We start from the raw sequence: 14,079 nt of genomic DNA, 5'->3' as shown, positions 1-14,079 counted from the left end.
AATTAAAAATTATGAATTATAAATTTAGGAGAGCAATATTAAGATTTTATTTTGACCCATATCTTATTTCCATGAATCTTAATAACCTCTATTTCCTCATCTTGGTCAATAAGGCTATCCTGAGCATGAACTTCCACTTGCAAATTATTAATCAGCACTTTTCCCATCGGATTGAGGCGTGAAATTGTTTTTCCGTTATCGCCAATTTTTACAGCGCCTTCTTCCAGTACGTTTGCTTTTCCTTCCATCGTGGATTGCACCTGTAGTTTTTTCCAAAGGGGAGAACGAAATGCCCAGTAAACAGAAGCGATTGAGGCGATAGTTGTTCCTGCGAGAACAATTATTCCTGTTGTGGTTCCGTAATCTTTGAAAGAAAAAATAATTCCGACAAGCATCAGTATAACAGAAATGAATCCGAGCACCATGCCGGGCACGAATAAGATTTCAAGTATCAGAAGAATAAGTCCGATAAGAATGAGAAGGATGATGGAAAGCAAACTCATTGTGGTGTAGTAGGGTGATAGTATTTCATGGCTTTGGGCAGAAACTTTTTTATGTCTTCAATTCTTTTCTCATCGCTTGGATGCGTGCTGAGAATTGCCATACTTCCGCCCTTGGATGCTTTTGCCATTCGTTCCCAAAAAGCAACTGCCTCATGGGGGTCATAACCAGCCATTGCCATGAAAACCAATCCGAGTTTGTCGGCTTCTGATTCATGTTTGCGGGAATATGCCAGCGCACCTAGTCCTGAAGCAACTCCATAGGATTTATTAAATATGTCTTGTGATGCGGCAGACTGGCTGGATACAGCCACCGATACCGCAGCTGCACCAACCTGCAGAGCCAACTGCTGGCTCATGCGTTCATTTCCGTGACGTGCAATGGCGTGGGCGATTTCATGCCCCATCACAACTGCAAGGGCAGTTTCATTTTGTGTAACGGGAAGAAGCCCTGAGTAAACGACCACTTTTCCACCGGGCATGCACCACGCGTTTACGGTTTTTTCTTCCACCAGATTAAATTGCCAGTTGTATCCGGCAATTCTTTTTTTATATTTCTTATTCGCGTTCATGAATTTTTCCACTGCCGCCTGAATATTCTTTCCAACTTTTTTTACAAGTTGTGCGTTAGCATCAGTTTCGGGAGTTGGAGGATGTGTGCCAAGAAATTTATTGTATTCGGTCAGACTCATTTTCATCAGGTCGCCTTCTGCCAGCAAATTCATCTGTCTGCGCCCAGTAATCGGAACTTTTGTGCAGGAAAGAATAAATACAAAAAGAAAAAGAGCCCATCCCGACCTTCCCAAAGGGAAGGAGAAATACTGTTTCATTGTGCTATTTGCTATTTTCATTTTGCTGTTTGCTAATTATTTCCTCCCCTTCGGGGAGGCAAGGTGGGGCTTCTACTTTATTCAATGGTTGCCGACAATCCTTTTTCAATGAGCGCTTCGCATTTGGGCATGAGCTTTTCAAACGAACCGCGTTTCACTCCGCACTTGCCGGTATTATGAATAATATGCGCGCACTGAACCGCCTGAAGGTGTTCGTGATTGCAGACATCAATGAGCGTTTCAATCACAAAATCAAATGTGTTCACATCGTCATTATAGATAACCAAGTCGCACTGCTCAATGAGCAGTTCTTTATTTTCTGATTTGGGTTGAAATTTTGTTTTCATTCAGTGATGATTTTTCTTTAGACGAAGATAATGAATTTCTGAAAACATCATTTGTTCTTTATCAGGTCAAGCGCATCGGCAGCACTCATCTTTTTTCCATCTTTAAACGCAATGATAAACGCGCCTGACAATCCTTCATTAATAATCTGCATTTTAAGATTATTTGCCGATTCATATTCTAAAAATTCTCCCGCTGTGTAAATCATCAAGCCGTTTTCATCATTGAAAGTTTTAATTCCTTTGTTCGAGATATTCAGGAGTTTGTTTGCATCTTCAATCGGAACTTTCTCCCTGTATGCTCCTACCTGCACTTTGAAAACAATTCCTTTGTTTGACGAAGTGGTCAGGGCGGTTGCTGATTTTTCTGAAGTGGTTGTATCGGAGGGAACGAAAGAATATTCCTGTTTGTCTTTGGAAATCACATCTTGTCCCTGTGAATCAATCATTGATTTTGCCGAAGCCAGGCTGATTCTTTTTCCATTGTAATAAGCAACTACAAATGCATCTGTTATTCCTTTTCCGGCAATACTGTTTTTTGCTTTCACTGCTTTAATTTCATCCGTAAACCTGCCGGTTGTGTAACGAATTAATCCATTATCCGTTCTTTCAGAATTCAGGGGAGAAATGTTGTAAAGCTGGGTGGAGGTTGTGGGCTTCGAGAAAACTCCAATCTGTACTGCGTAAAATAATCCGCTAACTGATTTTACATCTGTGGCGTTAGCCATATTGGTTGAAGATTCAGAGGAAGAAGCAGATGTTGCACTGCTGTTTAGCACGGCTAAGTCAATTGTTTCTCCGTTTTCTTTTGCTTTCGCCAGCGCATCGTTCATGGAAATTCTTTTTCCGTTGAAGAAAGCAACCACAAAGGCATCGCGATACCCCAACTCATTTACTTGCTTCTTCGCGTCAGCAGCGGTAGAAAATTTTTGGAATAAGCCGGCTGTGTACCGTTTCAACCCCAGCGGAGTTGTTTCTGCTGTGATGGGTTTTATTCCTTTGAAAAGATTTTGCGGAATAGGATTTCTGAACGCTCCAATCTGAACTTTGAAAACCAATCCTTCGGGCATTGGAGGATTTACGGGAATTGGTTTTGAAGAAGAGTAAGTAGCCCCGGTGAGTTCTATTTTATCAAACAGAGCGTCATAATATTTCAACATTTCAGAAGAAGTGGCGGGTGAAGTATTGATGGGCGGATTAGTGAATTCGGTTTTAGCTGTTGAGGACGATGCAGTAGTAGTTTCGGTATTAGTTGGTTGAATTATTTCTGTTTTTCCGGAAGTGTTGGTTGTGTTATCGGTTTGAGTAGCTGATTCAGTTTTAGTAACGGAAGAAGTTGTTTCTGCAGTTGTTGGAGAAACCGTTTCTGTCTTTACAGGGTAGGAGGCAACTACCATGGTTGATTCGCGCGGAGTTACGGAAGAAGTTGATGAAGTATTGGTTGGCTGATTAGCAGATTCGGTTTTAGTTTCTGTAGTTGCGGTTAACGCGGTAGTTTCTGTGCTTGGTTTATATCCGGTTACCGAAGCGATTTCTTCATAGGCGGATTTGTCAAGCGATTGCAGATATAATTCAGATTCTGTGCGCTTAGAATTAGCTTCGGCTTCAGAATTTTTTGCAAGCACTTTGATTGAATCTGCTTTTGCCTGATTTTTCAGTGAGCGTTTTTCTAAACTTCCTGATTGTGATTTGAGTATTTGTTTTTCATTCGGGTCGGTTGTGCTGGCGCTCTGCTGTGAAACTCGTTGAGATTCTTTGTACTGTTCGTCTGCCACCTTCTGCAGTTCATTTCCCTGCTGGTTTTGCCTGTCAGCATTTTTCTTTGCCCAGTCCGATTCATTTTTTAAAGAAGCATAATGCGTGTATTCATCTTTATTTTTGACCGACTCAGGAGGAGTAGTTGAAAGAGTTGAATTGTTGACGGGTGGATTGGCAGATTCAGTTGTCGTAGAAGATGCAGTAGCTTCTGTAGTAGAAATTGAAACGGTTTCTGTTGAAACAGGATTTGTTGCAGTAAATGTATTTGTAGAAACCGTGCTTGTCTCAGGAACCACAGATGTTGTTGTTTCACTAACCGTTGTTGTTTGAGTGCTTGCTGTGGCTGCCTCCTGCTGCTTTGTCTTCGCTTCTTCCACCCAATCCGGATGCTCTGCTATTATTTCTGTTACCTTGTCAGCAGTTTGCATAGCAATTGCCTGCTTTTCTTTTGACTCTATATCGGCTTTATATGCTTTCTCGCCTTTTCCGTCTTTCTTCAACCGCAGCGATTCATCATAAAGAGAAGAAGACCAATCTGTGTAAAGTTCCTGCTCTTTTGATTTCTTAGTATACTCATTTGTTTCTTTTTCATTTTCCTTCAGCTTGCTATCGTAATAATTGTTTATGTTGTTAGTGCCTTGTAAATTTTCCGGTGAAACAGAAGTGGTGGAAGAGGTTTCTGTTGAGGTTGCCGCAACGGTATTTGTTGAAACGGTGGTTGTTTCAGGAGTGACGGTTGATGCAGCGGCAAGGGCTTCCTGCAATTTCAGGTTGTCCACTTTGTTTCGGCTGTCGGCTGCTTTTTGGCGCTTGTCCTCAACGGAGGAGGTGAGTTCAGAAATTTTATACTGAATCTGTTTTTTATGCTCTTCAGTTGCAGCGGATGTAAGTTGTTTGTTGAGCGTTGCAATCTGGTTGTCAAGCGAATCAGTCCACTGCTGGTAAATCACGGCAAGCGCTTCTTCTTTGTCAAGTTCTTTCTGTTTCTTTTCAGCTTGGTGCATTTCATTTACAAAAACATCCACATAAGGAGATTGTATTGCCGGAGGTTCAGCAGTTGAAGAAGTTGATTCTGTTTTCGTTTCGCTAATCGAGGTGGAAGTAACGGTTGTATTTGAAGTAGTATTGTTTGATGCAGTTTCTGTTGCGGAAGACGATCTTTCGATTTGTTCCATTACGGAAGAAGCGAAGGTGGCATTGCTCTTGAGCGAATCCGCCTGCGACTGCAATTGCTTTGCGTTTGCGTTATATGTATCTGCCTCTTTCTTTTTTGTTTCTGCTTCTTTCTCCATTTCTTCTGCCTGTGAAATCATATTTTGCTTTACTCCGTCATTTTTTGCTTTTTCCGCTTCGGTTCGCAGGCGCTTTGCTTCGCTCTGCAAATCTTCCACATCCTGCTGAATGTCTATGTATTTCGCCATGGACTTGCTGGCTTCTGTTTGCTTGTCATCCGCTTGTTTGTTCAGGTCGGCAGAAACAGAGGTTGCAGTTTTCAAACTATCGCTTCTCTTATCCAATTTTTCTTTCTGAACAAGAAGGTCGTTCATTTTCTTTTCACTTGCACCGGATTTAATAGAGTTATCCAGATCCTTGGCATATTTTAATTCTGCATCGGCTTGCTGCTGCTTGGCTCTTGCCTGTTCATCCATTTGATTGGATAGCGTGAGTGACAGCGCAGCTTCTTTAGAAAGCGCATCAGCCTCTTTTCTCAGCTGAGTTGCTTTGTCAATCTGCGCCATTTTTTCTTCCTGGTTGGTCATCGTCTCAGCAGTGTTCACCAGTTCAGTGGCTTCTTTATTTTTCTGAAGCGATGTTTGGTTTTTCTGATTGGCAAGCTGCTGTGCCGCATCAGAATTTTTTCTTGCTTCGTTGGCATCCTTCTGAGTTACCTTCGCATCATCGTATGCAATTCCGATAATATCATTGTTGGAAACAGGCGTTACTGAAGAAGTTGTTGAGTTATTGATAGGTTGAGAGGTTGAGGTGGTTTCCTCCACAGCCACTGAAGTGATTAATTCCTCGGCAGGACTTACTTCCAGCGATGCTTTCGATTTTATATACTGAACCGCAAGGGCGAGATCAGCGCTGTCAACCTGCGCGTCAAATTCATTTTTGATGACGACTTTGTCCTGACCACCTTCATTCATAAGAGCGATTTCCTGTTTCAGCGGTTTTATTTCCTGCTGGGTAGGAACAACTACCAGCTCAGATGATTTTTTGAAGCCGGCAGATTCCACAGTGAACATAAATTTTCCTCCGTTGGGAAGGTTGAGCGTGTAAGAACCGTCTGCCGTGTTTGTATTGAACACGCCCACCACCTCGTCTTTCAGAATTTTTGTAACCGTGATGGTTGCCTTCGGCATTTTATCTCCAGTATTTTTTGTAAGCGTGCCGGTGATGATGGCAAGGTCAAGCGGTTTGCGGTCCAGTTTGATTTTATAAACCATCATCATTCCCATCGCGCTTTCTCTGCGCGAAGAAAAATACGCGCTCTTGTCCTCTTCATCCGAAACAAAAAGTATATCGTCATCAGGCGTGTTGATGGCAAAATCCATGTTCACGGGCTTGCCCCATGATTGCGTGCTGTTATTCCACTCGCTTCTGAAAATATCATAACCACCCATGGAGTTGTGCCCCTTCGAGCAGAAGTAAAGCGTTCTTCCGTTGGGATGAAGAAAGGCGTAGTCTTCATCGTATTTTGTGTTGATGACATCGGGTAGGCGAACGGGTTTGCTCAAGTCTCCAGCGGGCGAACGTTTCACCATGTATATATCTCTTCCCGTTTTTCCATCTTCTCCATAACCCGAAAAATAAATTTCATTCCGATCGGGAGCGAGATACATTACATTGTCTTCTTTTTTCTTTTTATCCAATGCGGTCTTTAAATCATCGGGGCGAAGAATAAGTTTTGCGTTGAACTCTGTAAGATTGTAGGAGCGGAAAAAATCTGATTCAGGAACTTCTTTTTTCTCCAGCACGGATAGGTCGGTAACGTTTTTCAAAAGCCGCTTTCCGTTTTCGCACATTTCAATCTGCCTGTTCACATCGTACTTGTCCAGCGATTTAGCGGAAGCAATTCCCTTGTAAGCGGTGTATGCCCTGATAGCATCTTCGAAACGATAATTTAAATGATACGCTTTGCCCAGATAGAAAAAAACTTCTTTGTCCGCTCCCTGCTTCTGCCGTTTTGCAGCGTACTCAATGTAGGGAATCGCTTTCTCTTTATCGTTGCTGGAAAAAAGCAAACAGGCTCCGAACTTGTAATTATACTGCGGGTCCTTCGGATACAAACTCAGCAGCTGCGAGAAGAGGGGATAGGCTTTTGTAAAATCTTCTTCTTCAAAAAGTTTGTTCGCCTGCTTTTTTAAATCATCTTCGGAAGAGAAAACATTCTGGGAAAAAGCCGTAGCGCTATGAATCAAGAAACAAGAGGAAAGAAACAGCCAATACGCAATATGGAATAGCCTGCGATTCATTACTATATGGATGCTAAAAATAGGTTAATTACATAACAACAAACAAACCACAAAGTTAGGTTTTTAATAGGAATTTGTTGATAACGGTAAGCGGACAAGAATCGAAGGGCAAAGAGGGCAGGGGAGGAAATTATTTTTCCGCCATTTCAGATTCTTTCTTTTTCCTGAAGAGATATATTTTTGCTTCTTCTTTTTTCAGAAGCCGCTCAATGTTTTTCTGGTGAGTGACAAGAAGGATTGCCGGAGTGAGCAGCGAGAACAACACAAGAGTGGGCGAGGAGGCAGGAAATAAAATCATGAGCGAAACGGGAAAGCTCAAACCCGCAAGAATAGAACCCAGCGAAACATAATGAGAAACGAGAAGGATGAATACAAACACAAAAATTCCGACCACCGCGGAAAGAGGATGAATGGCAAGGGTAACTCCCAGCAGCGTAGCCACTCCTTTTCCCCCCTTGAAACTTGCAAGCACCGGAAAAATATGCCCGATGATGGCTGCCGCGCCAAGCGTTAGCTGCAAGGAGATGAACTCTTCTTTCCCCACCATGTCTGCCACAAAGAAACTGAGTTTGACGGCAATCCATCCTTTGAGAATATCGCAGATGAGAACCGGAACAGCCGCGCGTTTTCCTATCACCCGAAACACGTTGGTGGCGCCCGCGTTACCGCTTCCGTGCTCGCGCACATCAATGCCGTAAAAGATTTTTCCTATCCACACTGCCGAGGGCAGCGAGCCGAATAAATAAGCGGTAAGTAAAATGAAAATATGTAGGGGAACCTGCATAAGTTAGCGCGAAGGTATACTATTATCGGGAAAAGCAAATTCAGGTAGACTGCAAAACTATTCAATCATCACCTTTTCCGTATGGCACTCTGTTCCCCTCTCCTTTGGGGAGGGGTTAGGGGTGGGGCTACACACCTCCACCAAAAACAATCCCTTGCCGAAACCAGAAACATCCACCTCGATTCTTTTCTCAAACTTTTTCTCCGCCACTTTTTGCCCGAGCGGGTTTGTAATACGCGCAATAAAGTTTTTGTTTTCTAATGTTTCAATAGTGAATTTTCCGTTTGATGGATTAGGATAAACAGAAATTAAATTTTCTAAATCGGTTTCTTTTACACCCGCACCAGAACATGTATCACAATATTCCCAGAAGTCCATATCGTCATTTCCGTTGCCATTCCCTCCTGTTCCTATATATCCTTTTGTAGCCATAGCAAAACCAATAGCACCTCCTCTTGTTATCCCTCCAAAGTTTGTTTTCTGCAACCAGATATTTGTTGTTTGGTTCCATTCCCAAAAATCATTCGACAAATTATAAGAAGCCCAAGTAGTATCATATCCCGTTCCAAGATATCCTTTTGTGCCGATTGAAAAACCAACTGCATAATCTCTTGTTGACCCTCCAAAGTTTGTTTTCTGCAACCAAATATTTGTTGCCTGATCCCATTCCCAAAAATCATTTGTCATTCCATTAGCATCCACTCCCGTTCCAATATATCCTTTTGTGCCGATTGAAAAGCCAACAGCACCTGCTCTTGCTGTTCCGCCAAAACTTATTTTTTGTGTCCATGTGTTTGTGATTTGATCCCACTCCCAAAAATCTTTGGTCAAACCACTAGCATTTGTTCCTGTTCCAATGTAGCCTTTAGTTCCGATTGAAAAGCCAACTGCACCTGATCTTGCCGTTCCTCCAAAGTTTGCTTTCTGAGTCCAAACGCCCTGGGATAACAAGTAAGAAGTAATAATGCAGAAGGCAAATGGGATGAGTAAAAGTTTTTTCATCGTACACTAAAGGTAATGAGTAAATGTTATCTGCGCAACCACAAATTAGTAAGTGGTATGATTTTTTTAGTAAGTGGTTGTTAAATGCCATTATCAATCCAAAACAATCTTCTCAGTATAACAAATCTTCCCATCCTTATCACATACCTGAACCTGATAAATACCCTTTGAAAAATCAGAAGTGGAGATTTTTGTTTGTTTTACAAATTTTTGCTCTACAATTTTTACTCCAACTGAATTATATATTCTTGTAATGTAATTTTTAGTTTCTTTTCCTTCTGCCTCAATATTTATTTCTCCTTTTGCAGGGTTTGGATAAACCTTAAACTTCAAACTTTTTGTTTGCAAATTATTTACTCCAATCGTTACAGTAATAGGCGTACCCGGGCAACTATCCCCATAGCAGGCAATGCAGTTTACAACCGTGGTATCTATCTTATCAAAAGATCCTCCAACATATAAGTTGCCATTATACACCTCCATTGCAGTTATAGTTTCTCTTGGTCCATATATTATTTGCCAATTAATTCCATCAAAACATAATAACGCTGTGTCCGATGGAAAAGCAGTTACTGACGCATATAGTTTTCCCTTGAACATTTTTAAAGCATGAACATTTGCAAGAGACCATGCGGGTAAAGGCGGAAGCGCTGACCACTGAATACCATCCCATTTTGCAACCTGTTTTGCAGGAATTCCTCCAGCCATAGTGAAAATTCCACCTGCATATAGTACATCATTCACTGTATCTATGGTTAATGAACTTATCTGATTATTCACACCGTTGCTTCCTAAGGAATCCCATTTAACGCCATCCCAGCGGGCAATATAATTAGCAGACATCCAATTGCCGCCTCCCAGCCCTGCCTGCGTGAATGAACCTGCAACAATCAAATCGCCTTTATATACAGTCATCGCCAAGACCCCAAATCCTCCTATTCCACCAAGCATATTATCCCATGTGCTTCCATTGTACCTTGCCATATTCATATAGCTGCCGCTGAAAAGTGATCCACCCATGTATAAATCATTTTTGAAATTTATTGCATATATAATGCCCATATCAGGCGATGATCCCCACATAGCAGTATCTACAGGACCCCAATAAGACCCATTCCATTTTGCGAGGCCTGCAGAACTGGAATCGGGTGGCCAATTGTTGCAGGTTGGCGGCTGAAGATAATATGCAAAACTTCCTCCTGCATAAATTTCTCCGTTGTAAGATTCTATGCTTAGTACTTCTCCCAGTCCGCACCCCACAGAATCCCAAACCTCTGTGGATGAATTATATTTTGCAATGCCATTGCCTTTTGCGCCATACTGGGTTGCAAATCCTCCGCCAACATATAAATCCCCGTTGATTTCTTTCAAACACTCAACACTCACCCCTGCATACGCCACACCGGTGCCAAGTTTGTGCCATTGCTGGGCAAAGAGCCCATCCCCGCCCTTCCCCAAGGGAAGGGAGAAGATAACAACTACAGCAATGAATATTTTTTTCATTCGACTATTTATTTTATGATTATCATTTTCCTGCTTCCGAATGTTTGTCCGTTGCTTTCTAATTTGTAAAGATACACTCCATTTTCCATATCTCCCGAAGAAATCGTCAACTTGTTGTTTATGCTGCTCACTTCGTAAGCGCTGATGAGTTTGCCTGTTATATCATATATATTGATGAATGCTTTTTCAATTCCATCTGGCAATGTATAAGGAATGGTGGTTGTGTTGTTGAAAGGGTTGGGGATGTTGTCGCCAAGAAAACCAAGCCCATCCCCAGCCCTTCCCGAAGGGAAGGGGGTTGGAGTATCTTGCTGCATACGCGCTGAAACAGTGGTCAGAGGGTCGGGGCAATGTTCGTTGAAAACCAAATACAGCAGGTTGCAGGCATTCGCCTGTGCAAGGGAAGAGGGCATGGCGGCAATACTGCGGACTAATTGCTCTTGAGAGGAATCCATTTCAAACACGCTGTTGCCTTGCAATCCGAGATTTAAAATCATTCCCTGCAAATCAAGAAATGCCTGATCTTCCGCATTGCTTGCAATTATGCCTGATAATTTTGTTTGCGCTGCATTTAAGTTTTCAAAAGCAATGTAAGTTCCAAGCAATGCCTGGTCTGCAGCCACAGTATTTTCCTGTTCCAATAAATTTATTGCCTGCGCTGAATCATTGTCAACCAAAACAGAAAGCACGCTGTTTATTACGCTCTGCCTTTCCACCTTCAAGGTGCTTATTTCACGGCTTATGTTCGTAAGCGTTCTGTAAGCATTGCTTGACTGCGCGGCTTTTATTTGCGCTGCAATGCCGGGAGGCAGCAAGTTAATTTTTATCTGCAAGGCAGGCAAAACATTATCCGACACAGGCGAGTTAGGAATCATTACATCCTTAAAAATTCCCGGTGGCGTGGAAATGGTTCGGTTAATAAAAGCAAGCAGCGTTTCATCCGACAGGAAGGAATTATCCAAGAGCATGTTTTTCAACTGCCCCGCATCCATGCTGCTGTTTATTGCAGAAATCAATTGCGCAGTTTGACCTTTATCAAGATTGGCAAACACGCTGTCAAACTCAGTTTGCAAAGAGGCAATCTGCTGGTCAATATCCCCAATGCGCTGAGGTGGTGGCGGACAATTAGGAGGAGGTGTCTCACTAAGGCATTGGTCGGTGGGGCAGCATTGCAGGATATGAATACCAGCATTGCAGGTTACGGGTCCTGTTGAAGTGGTCTGCTGGCTTACCACCACATTTCCACTGTTGAACGGTACATATTCAGGATCGCTCTGATGAGAATAATAAGTATAAGCAACAGAATAATTGTTTTTGATTTCTTTGTTGATGTTTACATTAAATGGATAATCAAACCTGTTTCCAGCCGGCAGTTTTCGTGCAGCAGTGGATGTGGCAATATAACTTAAAGGTACAGGCAATCCCTGATTTGCCAAAGGGCTGGTAAAGAAGCCGGAACCGTTATTCCAGTTAATAGAACCCAAAGGATAGTCCACAGGATCAGGATTATTTGTGGTGTTGCACTTTATCTTCAGTGCGCTGTTGTCAAATAAAGTAAAGATGCTGGTTTTATTCCGTTGAAACCAATTGCCGTTTCCAGCTACGTCATTAAAACGCTGTATCACTCCACCGCCCGCAGAAGAATTTAACACCCCAATTCCTAATTGATTTCTGTTGAAATTATTATCTAATATTTTGAAATAAGAAGAGTTATACATAACAATTCCAATAGGATTGTTGGTTTGTGACAGGGCATCAAATAAATTTCCAAAAGTATTTCTGTCTGATATCCTGTCACCCTGCGCAGCGCTCAGATAAATGCCGCAAACAGGATTGGGAGTTACGGCACTGGCAGATTGAGCAACATAATTAACAAAAATATTGCTTTTTATTTTGTTTGCCAAAAACGGAGAAGGGGAAGTGTATACTCCGCTGATGCCGCGGTTCATGTTTCGGAAAGTGTTTCCATCTATGACGCATTTGCCGTTGATGATTTCAATACCTATTTCTGCGCCAATGTCGGCAGGGAAGTTAAAAGTATTGTTTGAAAAAGTCGTTTGTGTCGTCCATCGCGCCTTAAGTATGTAACCGAAGCGATAGGTTCTTCCCTGAGGATTTGCGTAAGCATAATTTGGGTTTGCAAGGTTGGGATACTGATAAGCAATGCCTGTTTTATATCCGGGGTCTTTTAATAATGTACCGGAAAAATCACAACGATTAACCCTGCTCACATTAGAATAGGAGTAAGGCGCAACTCGTATAGTATGAGCGTTATCTATGAATAATATATGATTCCCTGAACTAACTGCATCAAGTATTCCTCCGCTTTTACAAACATCATACTCTCCTCTAATACAAATACTATTAGGTGTGCTCTGGTTGCATTGTGTCGGTAAAAATCTATCGGGGTATTTTCCTACTGTAACTGCATTATGGGCTCGTTCAATTATTGTCGGAGTGTTAGTAACAGTATATGTACGGATAATTAGTTTCCCCTGAAATACTTGATCGGCAGGAGAGTGCGTTTTGTTGGGATTACCCCATACTTCAATCCCCTGCCACATGGTGCCGCAGGTTTGCAAGCCGGTAAATTTTGTTCCGTTAAGTATTAGGGTGCTTCCCGGCTCAACAATCACTTTGCCCCAAGGACCAAACTGGATAATAGAATTATTAAAAGTAACCGTAGAATTATTGGAAATGGTCATTGCATCTTTTACTGAAAAACTTGCCCCAGTATAAGTAATAGTAGAACCTATAGGCGCATTTACATAAGTATAAGGATATGTGAAAGAACAGCAGGTTGAATTATATGCCGGAGAAGTTATAGAAGGTGTAACGGAAATTAAAACGGAATAAGCGCTACAGCACCCGAAAGAATTATACGCATAAAGCAAAACCTGAAATTGCCCTGGAGCAGAATAAACGTGAGTGGGGGAAGTGGCAGCAGAAGATGCTCCATCGCCAAAATCCCAGAGGTAACTGGTTGCATTTATAGATGTGTTAGTAAAAATAAATGGGCTGCCCATGCAATCCTCGTTGGCGGTGAAGGTGAAGGAGGCAACAGGCTGAGGAGCAACAAATACCGTTACCGCGTCAGTTGCAGTGCATCCATTCGCGCCCGTTACAGTTACTGTATAGTTAGTAATTGCCGTAGGGCAAACAGTTATTGAAGGAGTAATTTGTCCGGTTGGAGACCACGAATATGTTCCACCGCCCGTTGCAGTTAATGTAGCGCATGAACTGCTGCAAATAGTTTGGTCAACTCCGGCATTGGCAACGGGGTTTGGATTTACGGTTACCGTTACCGAAGCGATTGCAGTGCATCCGCTTGAATTTGCAACTTGAACAGAATACGAAGTTGTTGAAGAAGGGGAAACAATGATTATAGAAGTTGTTGCTCCGGTATTCCAATAATATACTACTCCCCCGCTTGCCGTAAGCGTTGCGCTTTGTCCTGAACAAATAGTTTGATTGGGTCCGGCATTGGCAATTAACAGAGGTGGCACCGTAACCGTTACCATATCAGTTGCCGAGCAACTTCCGGTTGGGTCAGTAAATGTTAAAGTATAGGTTGTAGTAACAGTTGGACAAGCAACTGGGTTTGTAATATTCGGATTGCTTAACCCTGAAGAAGGCGCCCAAGAATAGTTCCCGCTAAAAACAGAAGCGCAAAAAGGTCCGCCTAACGTAGTGCAATTCCCATTACATGCAAGCGTTACATCTGCACCTGCATTAACAAAGTCATTCATATTATATAAAGCAAAATCATCAAATGCCATTCTCCGTGAAGGAGTTGTTGGAAAAGTAAAAACAATTTTATCCATACTGGATAAATTTGATTGAAAAAGATTGAAACAAATGTAATTCGGTACCCAGGTTCCT

The 14,079-nt window shown here is 42.2% G+C and carries 8 protein-coding genes; all 8 read right to left on the bottom strand.

What is annotated here, in order from left to right; genetic code table 11:
• Positions 1 to 38 precede the first annotated feature (38 nt).
• The 8 genes from HY841_10610 to HY841_10575 all read right to left on the bottom strand — a co-directional run bounded on the left by HY841_10610 (position 39) and on the right by HY841_10575 (position 14,021).
• The gene (locus tag HY841_10610) at positions 39 to 503 is read right to left on the bottom strand and encodes a hypothetical protein (protein ID MBI4931204.1); all 465 of its coding nucleotides are present in this window, start codon (positions 501 to 503) and stop codon (positions 39 to 41) included.
• Positions 500 to 1,330: a M48 family metallopeptidase gene (locus HY841_10605; protein ID MBI4931203.1), complete on the bottom strand. Its 831-nt coding sequence runs from the start codon at positions 1,328 to 1,330 to the stop codon at positions 500 to 502. Before HY841_10605 ends, HY841_10610 begins: the two co-directional genes overlap by 4 nt.
• 77 nt (positions 1,331 to 1,407) lie before the next feature.
• The gene (locus HY841_10600; protein ID MBI4931202.1) at positions 1,408 to 1,677 is read right to left on the bottom strand and encodes an ATP-dependent Clp protease adaptor ClpS; all 270 of its coding nucleotides are present in this window, start codon (positions 1,675 to 1,677) and stop codon (positions 1,408 to 1,410) included.
• Between the two features lie 47 nt (positions 1,678 to 1,724).
• Entirely contained in the window at positions 1,725 to 6,908 is a 5,184-nt protein-coding gene (locus HY841_10595; GenBank protein MBI4931201.1) for a PD40 domain-containing protein, read from the bottom strand.
• A 130-nt stretch (positions 6,909 to 7,038) separates the two neighbouring features.
• On the bottom strand, positions 7,039 to 7,692 hold the full coding sequence (gene plsY, locus HY841_10590; protein MBI4931200.1) for a glycerol-3-phosphate 1-O-acyltransferase PlsY: 654 nt from the start codon (positions 7,690 to 7,692) through the stop codon (positions 7,039 to 7,041).
• A gap of 57 nt (positions 7,693 to 7,749) precedes the next feature.
• Positions 7,750 to 8,694 carry a T9SS type A sorting domain-containing protein gene (locus HY841_10585; protein MBI4931199.1) on the bottom strand — a complete coding sequence of 315 codons (945 nt, stop codon included), beginning with the start codon at positions 8,692 to 8,694 and terminating at the stop codon, positions 7,750 to 7,752.
• 93 nt (positions 8,695 to 8,787) lie between these two features.
• Positions 8,788 to 10,197: a T9SS type A sorting domain-containing protein gene (locus tag HY841_10580; GenBank protein MBI4931198.1), complete on the bottom strand. Its 1,410-nt coding sequence runs from the start codon at positions 10,195 to 10,197 to the stop codon at positions 8,788 to 8,790.
• An 8-nt stretch (positions 10,198 to 10,205) separates the two neighbouring features.
• Positions 10,206 to 14,021 carry a T9SS type A sorting domain-containing protein gene (locus HY841_10575; protein MBI4931197.1) on the bottom strand — a complete coding sequence of 1,272 codons (3,816 nt, stop codon included), beginning with the start codon at positions 14,019 to 14,021 and terminating at the stop codon, positions 10,206 to 10,208.
• Positions 14,022 to 14,079 lie beyond the last annotated feature (58 nt).

The sequence above is a fragment of the Bacteroidota bacterium genome (assembly GCA_016213405.1).
GTDB lineage: Bacteria > Bacteroidota > Bacteroidia > Palsa-948 > Palsa-948 > Palsa-948.
This window is presented reverse-complemented; position numbering and strand designations above follow the sequence as displayed.